Origin of the sequence: Fictibacillus sp. 18YEL24, from assembly GCF_015903855.1 — a bacterium.
Taxonomy (GTDB): Bacteria; Bacillota; Bacilli; order Bacillales; family Fictibacillaceae; genus Fictibacillus; species Fictibacillus phosphorivorans_C.
The window spans coordinates 281,108-299,645 of sequence record NZ_JACZDT010000002.1 but is presented as its reverse complement, the minus strand read 5'-3'; the positions used below and the strand labels follow the sequence as shown (position 1 = coordinate 299,645).

The following is an 18,538-nucleotide window of genomic DNA, read 5'->3' as shown; positions in this document are numbered from 1 at the left end:
AAAGCTTGAAATAGGACATACACCCTCAGGGAATGCTCCATTTCAAGCTTTTATGATAATTGTGTGGGGTCAGACCCCTATTTGCCTAGTGCAAAGGTGATCTCTACTTCGCATGCTACCTGCCCATCCACAGTCGCGATTCCTTTGCCTTTACCGATCGAACCACGCACACGTGTCATCTCAACTTCTAGACGAAGCTGATCGCCAGGTACGACTTGCTTTTTGAAGCGGCAGTTATCGATGCCTGCGAAAAACGCTAGGCGTCCGCGGTTTTCTTCTTTTTTCAGCATCGCGACTGCACCTACTTGCGCGAGTGCTTCTACGATCAATACGCCTGGCATAACTGGGTACTCTGGGAAGTGGCCGTTGAAGAATTCTTCGTTTGCTGTAACGTTTTTGATTCCAACAGCGCGCTCTCCTTCTTCTACTTCTAAGATGCGGTCGATCAGCAAGAACGGGTAACGGTGCGGAATGATTTCTTTAATCTCTTCGATTGTTAGCATATACAATCATCACCTTTCTATTTTCACTCATTTTTTATAGTCTATTTTAATTATACTTGGTATTGTTACCTGGTACTAATTTTACACCAAAAGAAAACAATGACTTTCATGCAATGTCATTGTTTTTTTATTATATCTTTACGCATCTTTTTCTACAAGGTCGATGATGTGTGTCCATGTTTCTTTTTCAAACACGTTCATCGGTTTACCGTCACCGATTACGCCATATCCAACCATCGTACCAACAGCAAAGCAGACGATGATTCCACAGACAAGAAGCAGAAGACGCAGCCAGATCGGAAAGCTTCTTTTCGTTCGGCGTTGGTACCACTGTTTCTTCTCTTCTTTAGAAGACGTTTCTTTCTCTTGGTAACGCTGTGTTTTCGGTTTTTCGTTTTTATTCAACTCTTGCATCTTATTCGTCATACAAACCTACCTCATTTAGCGAAGCCCGTTTACTAACCCCATCATTTGGTCAGCAATTGTAAGAGAACGCGCATTAAATTGATAAGAACGCTGTGTTTGAATCATTTCCGTCATCTCCGTGGAGATGTTTACATTCGAGGATTCGAGTGCACCTTGCTGAACGAAGTTACCTGCTCCAGCATTTACTTCCTCTATCAATTGATTTAACGGAATGTCCTGTGGCGCTTGCAAGTTCTGTCCAACAGATACCATCAACTGCGGCCGCACCATGTTCACAATCGCAAGCTGACCTGATTCAACAATCGCTCCATTATTTAACGTTACCGAAACTTGGCCGTTTTGTCCAATGGTAATTTTGCTATGGTCAGCTGGAATCGTAATCGGTCCGTCTACACCGATTACTTTATTGCCTTCTGATGTAACGAGTTCCATCTCATTAGGGTTGTTAGCAGACGGTGACAGATAGAACGCGCCGTCTCGTGTGAACTGCAACGATTCATTTCCGTTGTTATCTACCGCGGAAACCTGAAAATAATAGCTAGGCTGTGTGAGCGCTACATCAAGAAGCCTGCCTGTCTGCTGGAGCGTGCCCGCTTCTAAACTGAGCGCAGTTGAAGAAACACGCGCACCGCTGCCAAGTCGAATTCCGTTCGGCGTTAGACGGCCCGCTTCTGTCGGGTTCAATGCTTCACTATTGATCTGCTGAAAAAGAATATCAGAGAATTGCGCCTCGCGTCTTTTATAGCCGTTCGTCGTGCTGTTCGCCATGTTATTTGAGATGGTATCGAGCTTATGTTGCAACTGACCCATCGTTACTGCTGCTGAAATCATAGACTGGTTCATGTTTAGATCCCCCTAGCCGATTCGGCCAATTTCATTCGATGCTTTTTCCATCGTTCGGTCGTAGGCTTGAAGCACTTTTTGATTGGCTTCAAACGCACGGTAAGCCGTCAGCATCTCTGTCATCGTCTGTTCCGTGTTAACGTTCGAACGTTCTACAAAACCTTGCTGCACGTTGTACGTGATGTTTGGATTCCCAAGAGCACTTGGCGCATTCCCGTTTCCATCCAGTCTGAACAACCCTGTGCCTTCTTTTACAAGATCGTTAGGGTTCGTAATGTACGCAACGTCAATCTGCCCCGCAACTGCACCGTTATCAAGCACCGTACCGTCTTTGTTCACTGTGAAATTGTCGCTTCTCACCGTTATCGGGTTGCCGTCTGTTCCAAGCACATAATAGCCTTCAGGCGTAACAAGACTGCCTTCTGCATCAACTGAAAAATGCCCGTTTCTCGTAAAGCGCTCCTCACCGTTCACATTCAACCTGAAAAAGAGTCCTCCTGGCTTCCCTGTTTCTGGGTCTACCGGAACTTGTCCTTGAAGAAGTGCCATATCCGTTTTGATTCCCGTCTCACGCATGTCTCCTTGCAGGAAATTAGGAGTTGTTTCCTGCACGTAAACACCTGTTGATAGTGCAGCAGGTCCGATCGGGTAGTTGTTCGGCAGTTTTTTTCCGTTCATTTCTGTCTCCCCCATATGCTGAAGCAGCATCGTTGGGAACGTGCGCAGACTCGCATTGTCCGCTTTATATCCAGGCGTATTCGCATTCGCCATGTTGTTCGTTAAAATTTCTTGTTTGCGCTGCTGTGCCAGCATGCCAGCTGCAGCATTATAGAAGCCTCTTAACACGGAGTATTCCTCCTGTATTTGTAATCTGGACACAAAATGTCTCTTCCGTTGTATCGACAGTTTTTTACAATTATTAATAGATTTCTGCAAAAATTGTGAGATTCCTTTTTCATGATGAGGATTTTGTCCTAGAGGTGGTGAGGAGAAGTAAAGTGACATGGAGCAGCGGACCCCACCCGCTTGTTTGTCGAAAAGCCTATAAATCCATTCGAAGGATTATAAATTTTTTTGAAGGACTATAAAAGGTTTTTCAGGGCTTATAAATTTCATTTTAGGGCCTATAAAATTCAACTTAGGGCCTATAAGCTGGTTCTCCTGCTCATCTACCCTTCACATCTTACACACAAAAATAAAATGCCACCCGGTTCGGGCGGCATTCCTTCATTAAAATACTTTTCTTTTTGCGATTTTGTCCATATGTTCAAGCATTAAGCCTGTTCCTTGAGCGACTGCTCTCATCGGCTCTTCTGCGATCAATACAGGTACTTTCAATTCATCTGCAAACAGCTGGTCGATTCCGTGAAGAAGCGCTCCCCCACCTGTTAGCATGATTCCACGGTCGATGATGTCAGCGGATAATTCAGGCGGCGTTTTTTCTAACACGCTCTTTGCCGCTTGAACGATAACCATTACTGGCTCCATCAATGCGCGTTGGATTTCTTTTGAACCTACTGTAATCGTACGTGGAAGTCCTGATACCATGTCACGGCCACGGATTTCGAGTTCTTCATCACGCTCGTAAACGGTAGCGACGTTCAACTTAATGTTTTCAGCCGTACGTTCACCGATCAACAGCTTGTACTCTTTTTTAATATATTGAAGGATTTCAGTATCGAACTTGTCCCCAGCCATCTTAATAGAAGAGGACGTAACGATATCTCCCATGCTCAAGACCGCAATGTCAGTTGTGCCACCACCGATGTCCACAACCATATTGCCGCTCGGCTGGAAGATATCCATCCCCGCCCCAATTGCAGCCACTTTTGGCTCTTCTTCAAGAAAAATATGTTTTGCTCCGCACTTTTGCGCAGCTTCTCTGATCGCTTTTTGTTCAACGGACGTAATGTTCGTTGGTGTACAGATCAAGATTCTAGGCTTGGCAAACATGCCTTTTACGTTAATCTTATTAATAAAATGTTTCAGCATCTGCTCAGTTACTTCAAAGTCAGCGATAACGCCGTCTTTTAACGGACGGATCGCCACGATGTTTCCAGGTGTACGGCCTACCATGCGGCGGGCTTCTTCTCCAACTGCGAGTGCTTTTCCGGTATTCGTGTCGATCGCAACAACAGATGGCTCATCGAGTACGATCCCTTTTCCTTTTACATAAATCAGTACATTAGCGGTACCAAGGTCAATTCCAACGTCCCTTGAAAACATGTTATATCCTCCCTGTTAACATCCATACGATATAATGACATTTTTAGTAAAAAATCGAAGTTCTATCCAATTTATCATTATATCACAAGTCTGTCGAACAAGGTGAAATATTGTCAAAAATTAATTATTTGGCATTGGAACGATGTGGCACATAATGTAATATCATTTCATCTAACATCCTTACATCTCATAAACTTACTGAACAACTTCCTCTGTGCCTTTTTTGTACTTTACGCGAGTCGCTTCTCCACCTCTCAAGTGGCGGATGGACTTATGGTATTCGAGGATCTCTTTTACGTTGTTTGCAAGATCAGGATTAATTTCAGGCAGCCGCTCGGTGAGGTCTTTATGCACCGTGCTTTTGGAAACCCCGAATTCTTTTGCGATCATGCGGACTGTTTTTCTTGTCTCCACGATATACCGTCCTATCTTGATGGTTCGCTCTTTGATGTAATCGTGCACACCACTCGCCTCCCTAAAATGGATGTGAGAGATGCGATAGAGACTTGTATGAACAAGCTACGTGACAAGTTTCGTTGTCATCTTCGGCTTATAAGTATTGCTTCCATTCCCCTTTTTCCACCGCAGCCATAGTACGATTTCTCACCGCTCACCCTCAATTGAATTATTGTAGGTTTTGTAACATCTTATTAACCAAGTTTTCGTTATATGCCTAAATCTCAACTGGGACAAGGGGAAATGTCCATATTTGTGAAAAAACCTGCATAAACAGTTGGAAAATTAAGTTATTTAAGTGAATGTGGATGAAGAAGAAAATTTTCACGGTACGTGTTTTTATATGTATTACGCGTTCGCCGGTAAACTTGCTTTTTTCACCGGTAAAACGCTCGTGACCACCTAAGAACCGCTTCGTTACACCGGTGATGCAATCGTGACCACCTGGAAAGAGGATTGTTTCACCGATAAACGGTTGAAACTTAGATAAAAATGAAAAAACTGCCTCGGATTGACCCGAGACAGTTTCCTTTTTGCAATTATTCGCTTGCGCCAGAGTCGTCTGCTGCAGGAGCATTCGTATCTTCGGCTGATTGAGATGATGATTCTTGCTCACGGTTGGCATCTTTACCATCTTTGCCATCCTTCGTGTCTTTCGTATCTTTTGTATCTTTAGAATCCTTTGTGTCCTTTGTATCTTTAGAACCTTTGTCTTCAGCCTTTGGTGCTGGCTTCTTTTCTTCAGCAGGCTTTTTCTCTTCAGCTTTCTTCTGCTCTTCAGCGGCTTTCTTCTCTTCCGCTTTTTTCATCTCTTTACGAGAGTCATCAACAGCGGTTGCAAGTTGTGCAACAGATTGATCCCAAGCCATTACCGGATCGACTGCTTCTCCGTCTTTACGAACTTCGAAGTGTGCGTGGATCTTCGCATCTGTATCATATGCGTTCTCACCAGCTTGTCCTAAAACTGCGCCTTGCTTCACTTGGTCACCTTGCTTTACAGATACAGAAGCAAGAGATGAGTAGTGTGTGACAACACCTTTGTCGTGTTTTACTTCAACAACGAACCCTAGTGCAGGATCTTTAGAAACTTTTACAACGCTACCGCTTAATGCTGCCGTTACATCGAACGCTTTGTTATCAGCAGTCGCTAGATCGATACCGCGGTTTTGGTAGTAGATATTGTTATAGAATACAAGAGCTGCTTCTTGTTCTTGAGCTGGAGCTTCTGGGCTAAAGTAATCTTTTACCACTTCAATGGCTTCAGGGTCAGAAACGGGCATTTGGAAAACTTCTTTTGTAAGGGATACAGGCACTGCTGCTCCATTGTCCTCTAATGCGCTATCTGGAGTATTATTATTCTCCGTATTCTTCGCATCGTTTTGATACCATAGAACAGAAGTTAGAATGACTGCTGCAAAGCTTAAATATACTGCAGGATAAACCCAACGTTTTTTCATAGCACTCTTACCTTTCATCGGTACTGTTTTTTTGTTTTGTTTTTCTTCTTCTTTCATTTTTCATCACCTCAGCAACAAGTTTGAACAGAATTCTGAAAATATATACTTTAGTGCAAAACTTTTTTGAAGTTTTCTTTCGACAATTGAAAAAACCGCCGAATGCCTGATGACATCTAGCGGTTTCCTTATAACGATAAAGAGGGGGTCTGACCCGGGTCAGACCCCCTACAATTTCCACACAATTCACTGAGGCTGGTACGCAAGGCCCTTATCAGCAATTGGTTTATAATCCGTAATCTCAATGCCTTTATAATAATGATTCACGATCTCTTTGTATGTCTTACCTTCCTTAGCCATTCCGTTCGCACCATACTGGCTCAGTCCCACTCCATGACCATATCCTCGTGTTGTTACGGTAACTTGTTTTCCTTTTTTCTTCATCTGGAAATCAGTCGAGCGTAGCTCCAACTTCTCTCGTACTTCTTTTCCAGTGAACTCTTTTTTACCGATGGCCCACTTGCCGATTCGTTTTCCGCTCGTTGTGGCTACCACTTTTCCGATCTGACCGTCCTTCGTTAATGAGACGCCGAGCTTCTGTTCTACCGTGATGACAGGCAGCTGGATAGTCTCTGTGTATTTAGGAGACTCTTTTTTATCCCAAGGACTCTCTACACTTCTTAAATATGGATATTCGTTCTTCCAATAATCTTCGGAGTTGACGGTGAACCCGTTGCTTGTGGAAAAGAAACTCGCTTGAATCGGATCTCCTTCATACGTTAAGATCTGTCCTTTTGTCTCTCGGACGGCCTTGATGATTTTCTCTATCTTTTGGTTGAAGTCATCTCCCCAAAGCGTCTCTAGCTCTTCGTTGCCTTTGTACACTTGATGCATCACCGTGTCTGACACGACCGCACCTTCTGGCAGACTATCATCTTTACCGCGGTTTAGTAGAGCTTTTACAATAAACGTTCGTGCAGTTAATGCTTGTGCTTTTAGCGCCTCTAACTCGAAGTCCGCTGGCATTTCAGAGGCTATTACGCCAGCCACATACTCTTCTAACGGGATGTTCTGAACCGTATCCATCGATTTTCTGAAAACAGGCACGACGATGTCTGAATGCGGGACTTCTAAAGCTAGCATTCTCTCAGATGGACGTGCATCCTTCTCTTCTTTCCATTCAGGAGGTGCTGACGAAAATGGTAGTACGAGTATCGTCGGGAGAAGTACGATGATAGCGACAAAAATAGCTAGAATCCAAATAAGCGGCTTTATATTTACATTCACGTTCCAATGCCCTCCTAGATTGTTATCTACCATACAACTTATACAAAAAGAGGGGCATTTAGAACTCAAAACTAGCATTTTTACAATTGAAATGAGCTCGCTACATACTTCATTTACAAGTTTTGCTTCAGGGACTGATACAAGCCAACCACCGCATAAAATAGAGAGATGAAATGCTTGAAAGGGTGAATCATATGGACAGTTTTCAGCCTCCTGTTTTGGTTCGTACGCTTACGTATGCACCTGGTAACATAAAGATTTACTACCCGCAGATCGAAGGCAAGATCAACCCTCGTATTCAGCAGCAAGTTAACCAAAGAATCGTTCAGATCAACGAGCAGCTCGCGAATTATCAGAATCCCGAGGCACGTCCAGGCATGTATGGAGAATTTGCTGTAAAAACGAACGAAAAGAACATTTTGAGTATCGGTTTCTTAAATTTTGCTTATACACCCATGGCCGCTCATGGGATGACGTATATCAAATCAGAAACGTGGGATCTATCGACAGGGAAAACGTATCAGTTGAAAGATCTGTTTAAACCCGGAAGCAATTATGTAGATGTGATCAACCGTCATATAAAAGAACAGCTTAAATCAAGGCAGATCGATACACTCGAACCTTTTAAAAGCATCCGGCCGGATCAAGATTTTTATATCGCCGACAAGTCGCTCGTGATCTATTTTCAACTTTATGAGATCACCGCTTATGTATATGGCTTTCCCATGTTCCCTATCTCTGTTTTCGATTTTCAAAACATCTTGGATGAAAACGGACCACTTGGTAAAATGGCGGTGAATGGGTTGTAAAACAACAATAAAAACCCTGACCTCCACACTAAGAGATCAGGGTTTTCGCATTAAAATTTAGTTCACACCAACAGCATCATACGATTTTTTAACCGCTGCTACCTCTGGAGATGTTGCTCCATAAAGGTCAGATGCTGATTGAACAAGAGCCGCTCTTGCTTGGCTGAAGTTTGAAGAAGCTGTTAAGTATACCGTGTTCGCTCGGTAGTAAATCGCTCCTACTTTTTGGTTGCCGATTGCAGGAACCGTTACACCATAATGTGTTCCACCGACCGCCAGCAAATATGCCGCTTTGTTGATGATACCACTGTTGATATGCACGCCGCCGTTGTCCCCTGTTCCTGTGTAGCGAACCGAGTAATGATCAGGATCTTGATATTTCGTCGGATCACTCATCGAACGAAGCGCGTCATTCGGTGTTCCTGGTGTGTAGATATCCTCTCCGATCTCATAATCCGGATTGTTATTTTCATGGTGCTCGACTAGCGTACCGAAAATATCGGACATCGCTTCGTTCAATGCACCAGATTCGTTTTGATAGATAAGATCAGATGAGAAATCCGTTACAGCATGTGTTAACTCATGCGCGACAACATCTAATCCTCCAGACAATGATACGAACGTTGAACCGTCGCCGTCACCATAGACCATCTGCTGTCCGTTCCAAAACGCGTTGTTGTAATTACGGCCATAGTGAACCGTTGATTTTAATGCTGCTCCTTTATTGTCATACGAGTTACGGTTGAAGACTTCTTTATAATAATCGTACGTTGCACCTGCATAATAGTGGGCATCGACTGCTGCTCTGTCATAAGTCGCGTTCAGCTTGTTATCTGCATCCGCCCATAATGTGCCAGGAAGCTGCTGACGGTTCTTCGCATCGTATGTAAATACGCCGTTTCCTCGCGTGTTATCCTGCAGATAGTACGTACCGTTCGATAATAATGTGTTCAGGGATTTCGTATCGCCAAGTACACCCGTTCCTGTACCAAGCGCATTCGTTCCTACTAATGTTCCACCACCCGTTGGCGGTGCTTTTTTATCGCCATGAGCTTCGTCTAAATCGTTATAAGAGTTTAAAATCTTACCTGATACTGCATCTACAAAATAATTATAGTTACCAGGTTCAGGCGATAAGAAGTTTAGATTTACCAAGTACGCATAATTCGCTTTATCTCCATTTGTATAAACTACAAGTTCAGATGTTGGATCTGCTTCATATTCAGGCGTGAAACCGAGGTCTTTAACCGCTACTGTTACCGCTTTTGCAGCTGTAATCTTTTTAGCGAAGCCTAACCCTGGTTTATTTTGAAGATCAGGAGTAACCGTTCCTGAAAATACAACGAGCTCTCCTTTTTCGTTCACATGCGCAACTTGTGTCGAGCCCCAAATTGGAACCCCTTTATAGGTTTGCTGAATTCGCACCAATTGTCTGCCTAACTCATCCTTTGTAACAGACTTTACCGTAAACGACTGCTCCGCTTTTTGAGTTCCTAATTTAAACGTTTTTGATTCTTTTTGAAGATAGCTTAACACCACTTCTTTTGCTGATTTTGAAGACGCCTCGGACAGTTTTCCAGAGACGAACGACGGTGTACCCGTTAAGCTGTTCATCTTTTTAGTTGATAAAACATTAACTGGTGCCTCTGCTGATGCTTGTCCTGCTGCTAACGGACTTACTGCAAGTCCAAGTGCTAAACCCCATAGAGATAATTGCTTTTTCATCCCTTCCCAATCCCCTTTGCTTCATGAATTTTAAAGCCAGTGGATTTATAATAGCACCTTTCTTTTTATTTTCAAACTATTCTTAAAATTTTGATTACATCGTACTAAAAGCAAAAATTTCAAATAAAAAACGGGTATTAGGTACTGTTTTTTTGTGTTGATTCGAGTGAACAAACGAACTTTTGCCATAAAAAAAAGCTGACTATGAAAGCCAGCTTTTACAGCTATTTCGATTTCCGACCTTTAATAAAATTTAAAACAAATACGATCAATGCAATTACGAGTAAAATATGAATGATACCGCCAGCTACTTTAAAAATAACACCTAATAACCAAAGTACGACTAATATTCCGATAATGGTCCAGAGCATGAGTTCGACATCCCTTCTATAAATAAAAAAGTATAAGTATACGGTTTAGATTTCCCGAATACGCTTTGAATTAAACGGATGGTGCCTCTAAAATCTTGGATGTCGGTGGAAATCCATCATTTTCAGGTGGTTATTTATGAATCTAAGGTGGTAAGAGGATGCGTACAGGTGGAACGACACACTTTTCAGGTGCTCATTACCTCTTTACCGGTGAACGTGTAACAAATATAAAAACACGTACCGTAAAAACTCATAAAAAACAGAAAAACCCCTTCTCAAAATGAGAAGAGGTTTCTAGATTTAATATTATGCTAAATTACTTTTTAATGATTGCTCTTTGGCAGGTGTTGCTTTCACATCTTCGTTTACACGCTCGATGTCAGCACCTAATGCAGCCAATTTCCCAGTGAAATCAACGTATCCGCGGTCGATGTGCTTAAGTTCAGTTACACGCGTGTAACCATCAGCGACAAGCCCAGCAAGTACCAAAGCAGCACCTGCGCGAAGGTCAGTTGAAGCAACCTCAGCACCTTGCAGATTTACAGGTCCGTTGATTACTGAAGAACGGCCTTCAATTTTAATATCACCATTCATACGGCGGAATTCTTCCACGTGCATGAAACGGTTTTCGAATACAGTTTCCGTGATCACGCTTGTTCCGTTTGCACGAAGCAATAGCGCCATCATTTGCGACTGAAGGTCAGTCGGGAATCCTGGGTGAGGCATTGTTTTGATATCAACAGGTTTTAATTCACGAGGTCCGCGAACACGAAGTCCGTTTCCTTCTTCTTGAATCTGTACACCCATCTCTTCCATTTTTGCGATTAAAGGACGTAGGTGTTCTGCTATAGCATTTTCAACTAAAACGTCACCTTGTGTAATAGCTGCTGCTACCATATACGTACCCGCTTCGATACGGTCTGGAACTACTGTATGCTCAGCACCAACAAGTTCTTCAGCTCCGACAATGCGGATCGTACCTGTTCCTGCACCAATAACTGTAGCACCCATCGCGTTCAAGTAGTTAGCTAGACATACGATTTCAGGTTCTTTTGCAGCGTTTTCGATGATAGTCGTTCCTTCAGCAAGTGTTGCAGCCATCATGATGTTCTCAGTTGCTCCTACACTTGGGAAGTCTAAATAAATCTTTGCACCTTGCAAGCGGCCATCAATTTTTGCTTCGATAAATCCATTTCCGATCTTTACTGTTGCACCCATCGCTTCGAATCCTTTTAGATGCTGATCGATCGGACGTGATCCAATCGCGCATCCCCCAGGAAGTGCGATACGAGACAATCCAACTCGAGCAAGCAATGGTCCCATTACTAGGAATGATGCTCTCATTTTGCGGACATACTCAAATGGTGCTTCAGTTTTTAATTCGTTTGTAGCATCAACAGAAATTTCACCGTTTTCAAATGCTACATCAATATTTAAATAACGTAATACTTCGTTAATCGTAAACACATCAGCTAGACTAGGCACGTCTTTGATCGTGCTTTTGCCCTTACTTGCTAAAATGGATGCTGCGATGACAGGAAGTACGGCATTCTTAGCTCCTTCAACTCGAACAGAGCCTTCTAACCGCCTACCACCACGGACAATGATTTTTTCCAACGATATTCCCCTCCGCGTCCAATTTGTATATTAATATTCAGACGTAATTATTGGTGTGCCAATTGTGACAGTTGTTCCGCTGCCCAATCCTTCAGATCGCAAAGCCACCTGAAGATTCATTTTATGTTGATGACCGGTATAAATCGCTTGTTCCCACTGCTCAGTATATGCAGAAAGCGACACAAACGTCTCTTCTTTTAGTTCCTCGACAGGATCACCAGAAAAGGCGCGTACCAATTCATTTGCTTGCGAATACAAATCAACCACCATTTTATCACCGTATGTACCGGTAACACAAGAGAAAATTTTGGGATTTCCTCCAATTGATTGTTTTACACGGCTATCGATCAGGTTCTGGATTTCTTTCCAATTTTGATTTGCATTTACAAGTCCTTCAACCGCATAAATAAAATACGATGCAGATTGATCTTTTTGGGGGTATGTAATGACGGTCATTTTCTCTCTAACCCCGATATCATTACGCTCGAATAGTCCGGTCATTTTATAATGTCCGGCTTCATCTTCAGTTACCGCCCATGTAAATTCAGGATAATTACGTTTAAGCTCTTCTGCTTGTTTTACATACCCTAGTCCTTTAGATGCAAAACCTGTTTGACCACGAAAATACATAGTCCATTTGTCAGGCGTTGCTCCGCTCTTCTTTAGAACGTCTATTATATGTGTAACTTCATTTGTTTTTTCATCTGTTTTTGCATATCCAGAAGTAATCATAACCAATAGCAAAATCGCTGTAATCGTCATCGTCCATTTTTTCATTCCCCAGCACATCCTCTCTATTTCTCATTGTTGCCAATGAAACAGAGGATATCCGTGGAAGTTGTAGTCATATTCCGACAAATCCACTACTTCTGTAAATGTCGTGGAGTTATCCAAATAGCTGACTGAGATTCGTGGAATACTGTATATACTTTAGAAAAAAATCGCTCGCTATGCTTGCTAAGCTGATCACTAGAAGTATGTATAACACTCTAGCTTGCATGACCTTACCTTTTTTGATCCATTTATCAAAATGAACGGCCTGCAATGCCCACCAAGAGATCACGAGAAACAATAGATGTACGATGATATGTAACAAAGCTTGTTGTCCGATTGGAATCATTTAAAAGTCTGACCTCCTCATTACATATTTCGACATCTTAAGCATACGTCTTTCCCAACATTTTAGATAGATACTTTTTCCCTAGTAAGGTGTTTTGAAAGCCTTTTCTTTCAATAAGTTCAAAAAGTTGTAACGACTAATAAATGTCAATCTCAATAGATAGTCGTTTCACTATGATTAGACGAAACAAAACGTAAGAAGTTACGGTAGTTTTGGCTTATTTTTTGAGGACTTTTTTCGGGTAGGGCGGAGATTTACTTTAAAGCTGTTTTCATAAGCTTTGTTGTTTTTGGATGTAGTTGATTTCCGTTTCAGATACTCGCTTTCCGCGGGGCAGGCGGTGAGCCACATTCGTACGTTTCACTCTTAAGTGTCTCACCTGTCTAGTTGCAGTGGCTAGCCCCTCGAGGTCAAAAGTTAAATGGTTAAGAAGGCAAAGTGCGCCTTCAAACCCATTCACCTTTTGCTTGTCGGGACTGAACGAGCCACCTCTACTTTGAGGACTGCCCACCTGTCCCGCAGGAGTCTCGCACCTTGCACTTCAATCAACAGTCAAGGTAGTAAATAAAAAGATATAAAAGCAAACAACCTGTTAATAAACAGCCATTCATACTGCAAAAAATTATGAGTAATATGAGTTGGACAGCCTACTTAACCACTAGCTCTTATAGTTTCTAAAAGAGTACTTCTTTTTAAGAAAACTAAAAAAGCCCACCAACCTCCAACTAAGGAGAAGGTTGATGGACTTTCATCTAAGCTCAACAATCAATGATCATGTGTATGAACTTCCGTTTCAATCTGCATGAAGAATTCGTTCACATCAAAGTTTCCGTAGAAGAAATCCAGTGCGAGATCTGGCATAACCCCTAGAATAAGAACTGATGCTGCACAAAAGGCGAGTACGGCAGCCATTCCACCTGGGATTGAAACCTTTGTTCCATCACTGTCGCGGAAAAACATGATCGCAATGATGTTAAAGTAATACACGTACGACACGAGCGTGGTTGCCATCATTACAGCCGCCAGCCAATATTGTGGTTGTTCAAGTCCAAGCGCTCCCATGAAGATTCCAAACTTACCGATAAATCCTGCTGTGACGGGAATCCCGGCAAGAGAGAGAATAAAGAATGTCATCGGAACAGCGAGCCACGGTGATCGACGGAATAACCCGCGGAAAACGCCGATATCATTTGAACCTTCTTGACTCGTTAACAATTGAATGACGGTAAACGCGCCAATATTCATAAATAAGTACGCCAGCAGATAGAACCAAATCAGTTCGAATATTAATGACGAATTTGACACGAACGGTACTAAAATGTAACCCGCTTGTGCGATAGACGAATACGCAAACATCCTTTTTATATTTCGTTGTCGAAGCGCTGTGACGTTACCGATGATCATGGTTGCAGCCGCTAATACCATCACATACGGCTGAACTTGTAGAAGGATCGGTTCCTTATCGATCCCTGGAGCCGCAATGAAACAGATGATGATCACTCGCAACAAGATCACAAAGCCTGCTGTTTTCGACACGACACTCAAGAATGCTGTAACCGGAACAGGCGCACCTTCATATACATCTGGTGCCCACATGTGAAGCGGAGCGGCCGCGATCTTAAACGTTAGTCCTGCAAACGTGATGATGAAAGCGAAGACGATGAGAAAGCTGTGCTCTAACAGTTCAAGGTTCCCCATGTTCTCTGCGATCTTGAACAGGTTCGTCTCTCCGGTCAGTCCGAAAATGTAACTCATTCCAAAAAGGGTGATAGCGGTCGCGATTCCGCCTGACACGATATACTTAAACGCTGATTCATTGCTTCGTTTATTACGCCTCTCGAGTCCAGCCATAACATAGGAAGAAAGAGATAGAAGTTCCAGACCGACAAACAATGTGATCAAGTCAGCGCTGGATGCCATCATCATGGCTCCTAATAGAGCTGCGAGGAGCAGGTAATAAAATTCTCCCCGGTTTTTCTCTAAGTCTTCTTTTTTATAATTGGAAGAGAGAACAATCACTAATAACGTTCCTAACAAGAGTAGAATCTTAAATGCTTTTGAGAAAGAATCAAGTCTGTACGTATCATACAGAATCGATGTTACTTCTATATCGAGCTGCATAAAAATCGCGATAAGAGCAGCGATAATACCTGCTCCAGCAAGCCAGGCTAGTGGCTTCCTGCTCGATTCTTTTTTCATAAAAAGGTCGATAACAGATAAAAGGGTCGCAACCCCTAAGATGATAAATTCAGGAAGCATAACGCTCCATCTAAACGATAATAAAGTATCTAGATCCATGATTTAGCCCCCTAACCCTAGCAGAATGCTATCTAATGTTGGACGGAGCATATCACTTAACCATGCAGGATAGATGCCGATAAACAAAATCGCTGCAAGCAAGATAAACGCCGGAATTCGTTCTGTTGATGAAAGATCATGTGCGTTCGATAGTTCTTTTTCAGTACCAAACGTGATCGCCAAGACCGCACGCAACACGTAGACCGCTGTTAAAATCAGCCCTAACGTTCCTATAGCTGCTAACACGGGCATCGTCTCAAACAACCCTAAAAACGCCATGAACTCGCTGATAAAACCAGACATTCCCGGTAGTCCTAATGATGCGAGTCCACCTGCGAGCAAAACACCTGCAAAGATCGGCATCCTTTTCGCGACTCCACCAAAATCTTTTAACTGTGATGAACCTCCTCGTTCGTAAAGAACACCTACTAAGAAGAACAATAGCGCCGAGATCAATCCGTGTGAAACGACTTGGAACACGGCACCCGTCATACCCGCTTCGTTTAATGCGGCGAGCCCGATCAGAACGATTCCCATATGCGAAACAGATGAATACGCTAAGACGCGTTTCATATCACGCTGTGTGAGTGCTAAGAACGCTCCGTAAAGCAGGTTGATCAAACCGAACAATCCGATGATAAAAGCGAGTGACTCAAACTGATCTGGAAACAGCCCTGCCCCAAAAACGATTAAGCCGTACGCCCCAATTTTCAAAAGAATCCCCGAGTGGAGCATAACGATCGGTGGTGGTGCCTGAACGTGAACCTTCACCATCCAAGAGTGAAGCGGTGCGACCGGCAGCTTCACGGCAAACGCGAGAAGAAGCGCGATCAGCATTCCCATCTTAAAATCCTTCGTGATGTTCATATCACTCAGTTCAGATTGCGGAAGCGAGAATGTATAAGCTAACTGCTCAAAATTCATCGTTCCCGTCTTCATGAACATCGCGACGAACGCGATCAGAAGAATGGCTGAACCCACGCCGTTATAGATCAGAAAACTGTACGCTGCTTTTTCTTTTTCAAGGTAACCCCAGCGTCCGATGAGGAAGAACATCGGAATGAGCGTGATCTCAAAGAAAATAAAGAACAAAAATAGGTTTTGTGAGGCGAATACGCCAATCATGCCCATCTCAAGCAAAAAGAACAATATGAAGTAACTTTTCCAATCTTTTTTGATCGAAAAGGATGCAATGGCAGCAAGGACACTCACTACCGTTGTCAATAAAATGAGCACCATCGATAAACCGTTAACACCGACTTCATAGAAGATTGGATAGCTCACATCACCATTCGACTGAAAGACTTCATACGAAACCCACTGAAACTTTTCGGCAAGCTGAAGACCTTCGCCCGATTTATTGAAAGCAGACAACGTAACGAGTGCGGTACCTAGCGGAAATAATGTACCTAATACCCCGATCCATTTGATCGACTTCTCATCTTGAGATGGAGTAAATAGGAGAACCAAAACGCCTAACAATGGGGAAAGAATTAATATCGATAGAAGCCATGTGTTCATGTGAAGTACCCCCCTGTTAATGCGACGATCAGCAATAGAATCACGATGCCAAAAATGGCGAACGTCCCATATGTTTGAACCTGCCCGTTTTGAAGACGCGAGCCTACCTTACTTAACCCTTGAACGCCACTCACAACTGCTGCCACGAGTCCGTCCACGATATATTTATCAAACAGGACGCCAAGTTTGCTCAACCCCTTCGTTCCTTTAACGAAAGTCGCGTCATATCCTTCATCAACGTACCATTTGTTGTAGATCACGTTGCTGAGCCCTGGTAACGACCGGGTGACCCAATCACGGGAAAGTGTACCTTTTTGGTAAATCAGATAAGCTAAACCAATTCCTAAAAGAGACGCGGCTGTTGCAACAATCGGAATCCAGCCTGGACCGTGATGATCTCCATGTGCTAGTTCAACCGGGCCACCTGCTAAGTAATCTGATAGAAACGTACCGAACCACGTTGTGTTCAGGTAACCTGCCACGATTGCTAGAACACCTAAAACAATCATCGGAAGCGTCATAACACTTGGTGACTCATGTACACCTCTCTGATCTCCACGCGGTTTCCCGGTAAACACAAGGAAAAATAGACGGAACATATAGAACGCCGTCATAAAGGCTGCAACGACTGCCAGCCAGAACAATCCGTAACGGCCATCTGCATACGTACTGGCTAAAATTTCATCTTTTGAAAAGAAACCGGATAGAAGCGGAACTCCCGAGATGGCTAGAGCGCCGATTAAAAAGAGAGGCCCTGTCAGCCGAAGCTTTTTCCAAAGTCCGCCCATCTCATCAATGTTTTGTGTATGTACAGCATGAATCACGCTTCCTGCAGCTAAGAACAATAATGCTTTAAAGAATGCATGCGTTGTTAGGTGAAAGATCCCTGCCACATAACCGGATGCACCAAGTGCGAGCATCATGTATCCTAGCTGACTGACCGTAGAGTATGCCAAGACGCGTTTGATGTCTTTTTGCATAAGTCCGATTGAAGCCGCAAAGATTGCTGTGACTCCCCCTACTACAGCAACGACCGTTAGTGCCGTTTCTGAAGCTTGGAAGAGCGGATACATCGCAGCGACCAAGTACACCCCAGCCGCGACCATCGTTGCCGCATGGATTAGCGCTGATACGGGTGTTGGACCTTCCATCGCATCCGGAAGCCATGTATGAAGAGGTAGCTGACCTGATTTTCCGATCGCTCCTACAAAGATACATAGTGCTGTAAGAGTGAGCATGCCCGATGATATATCACCATTTCGAACGGAAGCAAAAATTTCGTCATATTCAAAACTACCAACCTGCCAAAATAACAAAATCATTCCGATAAAAAGACCAACGTCCCCAATTCGGGTCATCACAAAAGCCTTTTTCGCTGCGGCTTTTGCTTCTGGTTTAAAATAGTAGAATCCGATCAGCAAGAAAGAACCAAGTCCCACTAACTCCCAAAACATATAGAGCTGTAATAGATTAGGAGAAAGAACGAGTCCGAGCATCGCAAACGAAAATAATCCTAAATACGCAAAAAACACAGGAAACCGATCATCGCCATGCATGTATCCTTTTGAGTAAAGATGTACAAGAAAACTGACGAGTGAAACGATCACAAGCATAAGAGCGTTCAGCGGATTGACTTCATATCCCATCGTGATGGCACGCTCACCGATCTCGAACCAAGTGCCTTCAACCTTAATTCCGTCACCTTGCCACACCGAGATCCAAACCCCGATGGATAGAATGAGCGATAACCCGGTTAGAAGCACACCGATCCATGCAGTGCCCTCACTTTTTGATTTTCTAAAAATCAGCAATAAAACGAAGGATAAAAGCGGGAACAACGGTATAAGCCAACTATTCTGCAACATAATCGTCCATCTCCTTC

The 18,538-nt window shown here is 43.3% G+C and carries 17 protein-coding genes; 1 reads left to right on the top strand and 16 read right to left on the bottom strand.

The annotated features are described in order from the left end of the window. Positions 1-77: 77 nt before the first annotated feature. The 8 genes from fabZ to spoIID form a co-directional block, all read right to left on the bottom strand. Complete coding sequence (fabZ, locus tag HU823_RS06930) at positions 78-503, bottom strand: 3-hydroxyacyl-ACP dehydratase FabZ (protein WP_066398842.1); 426 nt, start codon at positions 501-503, stop codon at positions 78-80. Between the two features lie 138 nt (positions 504-641). Next, positions 642-929: a DNA-directed RNA polymerase subunit beta gene (locus tag HU823_RS06925; RefSeq protein ID WP_066398845.1), complete on the bottom strand. Its 288-nt coding sequence runs from the start codon at positions 927-929 to the stop codon at positions 642-644. Between the two features lie 15 nt (positions 930-944). Continuing rightward, a complete protein-coding gene (locus HU823_RS06920; protein ID WP_197221546.1) occupies positions 945-1,772 on the bottom strand; it encodes a flagellar hook-basal body protein in 828 nt (275 codons plus the stop codon). A 12-nt stretch (positions 1,773-1,784) separates the two neighbouring features. Beyond that, complete coding sequence (locus tag HU823_RS06915) at positions 1,785-2,618, bottom strand: flagellar hook-basal body protein (RefSeq protein ID WP_197221545.1); 834 nt, start codon at positions 2,616-2,618, stop codon at positions 1,785-1,787. Between the two features lie 384 nt (positions 2,619-3,002). Further along, positions 3,003-3,998, bottom strand: coding sequence for a rod shape-determining protein (locus tag HU823_RS06910; protein ID WP_066398851.1), 996 nt, complete (start codon positions 3,996-3,998; stop codon positions 3,003-3,005). A 195-nt stretch (positions 3,999-4,193) separates the two neighbouring features. Further along, positions 4,194-4,460, bottom strand: a complete 267-nt coding sequence (gene spoIIID / locus HU823_RS06905) for a sporulation transcriptional regulator SpoIIID (protein ID WP_007203593.1) — start codon at positions 4,458-4,460, stop codon at positions 4,194-4,196. A 533-nt stretch (positions 4,461-4,993) separates the two neighbouring features. Beyond that, on the bottom strand, positions 4,994-5,968 hold the full coding sequence (locus HU823_RS06900) for a M23 family metallopeptidase (protein ID WP_197221544.1): 975 nt from the start codon (positions 5,966-5,968) through the stop codon (positions 4,994-4,996). A 186-nt stretch (positions 5,969-6,154) separates the two neighbouring features. Continuing rightward, on the bottom strand, positions 6,155-7,195 hold the full coding sequence (spoIID, locus tag HU823_RS06895) for a stage II sporulation protein D (protein WP_370630050.1): 1,041 nt from the start codon (positions 7,193-7,195) through the stop codon (positions 6,155-6,157). A gap of 194 nt (positions 7,196-7,389) precedes the next feature. On the opposite strand from spoIID, the gene HU823_RS06890 reads away from it, so the two are divergent. Beyond that, positions 7,390-8,004 carry a DUF3298 and DUF4163 domain-containing protein gene (locus HU823_RS06890; protein WP_197221542.1) on the top strand — a complete coding sequence of 205 codons (615 nt, stop codon included), beginning with the start codon at positions 7,390-7,392 and terminating at the stop codon, positions 8,002-8,004. Positions 8,005-8,061: 57 nt separating this feature from the next. On the opposite strand, the gene HU823_RS06885 is transcribed toward HU823_RS06890, so the two are convergent. The 8 genes from HU823_RS06885 to nuoL form a co-directional block, all read right to left on the bottom strand. Then, entirely contained in the window at positions 8,062-9,729 is a 1,668-nt protein-coding gene (locus HU823_RS06885) for a M4 family metallopeptidase (RefSeq protein WP_197221541.1), read from the bottom strand. Positions 9,730-9,953: 224 nt separating this feature from the next. After that, a complete protein-coding gene (locus HU823_RS06880) occupies positions 9,954-10,100 on the bottom strand; it encodes a lmo0937 family membrane protein (RefSeq protein ID WP_137791095.1) in 147 nt (48 codons plus the stop codon). 306 nt (positions 10,101-10,406) lie between these two features. Further along, positions 10,407-11,717: a UDP-N-acetylglucosamine 1-carboxyvinyltransferase gene (gene murA, locus HU823_RS06875; protein WP_144696975.1), complete on the bottom strand. Its 1,311-nt coding sequence runs from the start codon at positions 11,715-11,717 to the stop codon at positions 10,407-10,409. A gap of 30 nt (positions 11,718-11,747) precedes the next feature. After that, on the bottom strand, positions 11,748-12,494 hold the full coding sequence (locus tag HU823_RS06870; protein ID WP_197221540.1) for a YwmB family TATA-box binding protein: 747 nt from the start codon (positions 12,492-12,494) through the stop codon (positions 11,748-11,750). A 109-nt stretch (positions 12,495-12,603) separates the two neighbouring features. Then, the gene (locus HU823_RS06865) at positions 12,604-12,837 is read right to left on the bottom strand and encodes a DUF1146 family protein (protein ID WP_197221539.1); all 234 of its coding nucleotides are present in this window, start codon (positions 12,835-12,837) and stop codon (positions 12,604-12,606) included. 765 nt (positions 12,838-13,602) lie between these two features. After that, a complete protein-coding gene (gene nuoN, locus HU823_RS06860) occupies positions 13,603-15,135 on the bottom strand; it encodes an NADH-quinone oxidoreductase subunit NuoN (RefSeq protein WP_197221538.1) in 1,533 nt (510 codons plus the stop codon). Between the two features lie 3 nt (positions 15,136-15,138). After that, a complete protein-coding gene (locus HU823_RS06855) occupies positions 15,139-16,656 on the bottom strand; it encodes a complex I subunit 4 family protein (RefSeq protein WP_197221537.1) in 1,518 nt (505 codons plus the stop codon). Next, entirely contained in the window at positions 16,653-18,521 is a 1,869-nt protein-coding gene (nuoL, locus tag HU823_RS06850; RefSeq protein ID WP_197221536.1) for an NADH-quinone oxidoreductase subunit L, read from the bottom strand. Before nuoL ends, HU823_RS06855 begins: the two co-directional genes overlap by 4 nt. Positions 18,522-18,538: the final 17 nt, after the last annotated feature.

Coding starts and splice junctions, on each gene's coding strand:
- fabZ (WP_066398842.1), bottom strand. CDS start 503: ATGCTAACAATCGAAGAGATTAAAGAAATCATTCCGCACCGTTACCCG.
- HU823_RS06925 (WP_066398845.1), bottom strand. CDS start 929: ATGACGAATAAGATGCAAGAGTTGAATAAAAACGAAAAACCGAAAACA.
- HU823_RS06920 (WP_197221546.1), bottom strand. CDS start 1,772: ATGAACCAGTCTATGATTTCAGCAGCAGTAACGATGGGTCAGTTGCAA.
- HU823_RS06910 (WP_066398851.1), bottom strand. CDS start 3,998: ATGTTTTCAAGGGACGTTGGAATTGACCTTGGTACCGCTAATGTACTG.
- HU823_RS06900 (WP_197221544.1), bottom strand. CDS start 5,968: ATGAAAGAAGAAGAAAAACAAAACAAAAAAACAGTACCGATGAAAGGT.
- HU823_RS06890 (WP_197221542.1), top strand. CDS start 7,390: ATGGACAGTTTTCAGCCTCCTGTTTTGGTTCGTACGCTTACGTATGCA.
- HU823_RS06885 (WP_197221541.1), bottom strand. CDS start 9,729: ATGAAAAAGCAATTATCTCTATGGGGTTTAGCACTTGGACTTGCAGTA.
- HU823_RS06880 (WP_137791095.1), bottom strand. CDS start 10,100: ATGCTCTGGACCATTATCGGAATATTAGTCGTACTTTGGTTATTAGGT.
- HU823_RS06870 (WP_197221540.1), bottom strand. CDS start 12,494: ATGAAAAAATGGACGATGACGATTACAGCGATTTTGCTATTGGTTATG.
- HU823_RS06865 (WP_197221539.1), bottom strand. CDS start 12,837: ATGATTCCAATCGGACAACAAGCTTTGTTACATATCATCGTACATCTA.
- nuoN (WP_197221538.1), bottom strand. CDS start 15,135: ATGGATCTAGATACTTTATTATCGTTTAGATGGAGCGTTATGCTTCCT.
- HU823_RS06855 (WP_197221537.1), bottom strand. CDS start 16,656: ATGAACACATGGCTTCTATCGATATTAATTCTTTCCCCATTGTTAGGC.
- nuoL (WP_197221536.1), bottom strand. CDS start 18,521: ATGTTGCAGAATAGTTGGCTTATACCGTTGTTCCCGCTTTTATCCTTC.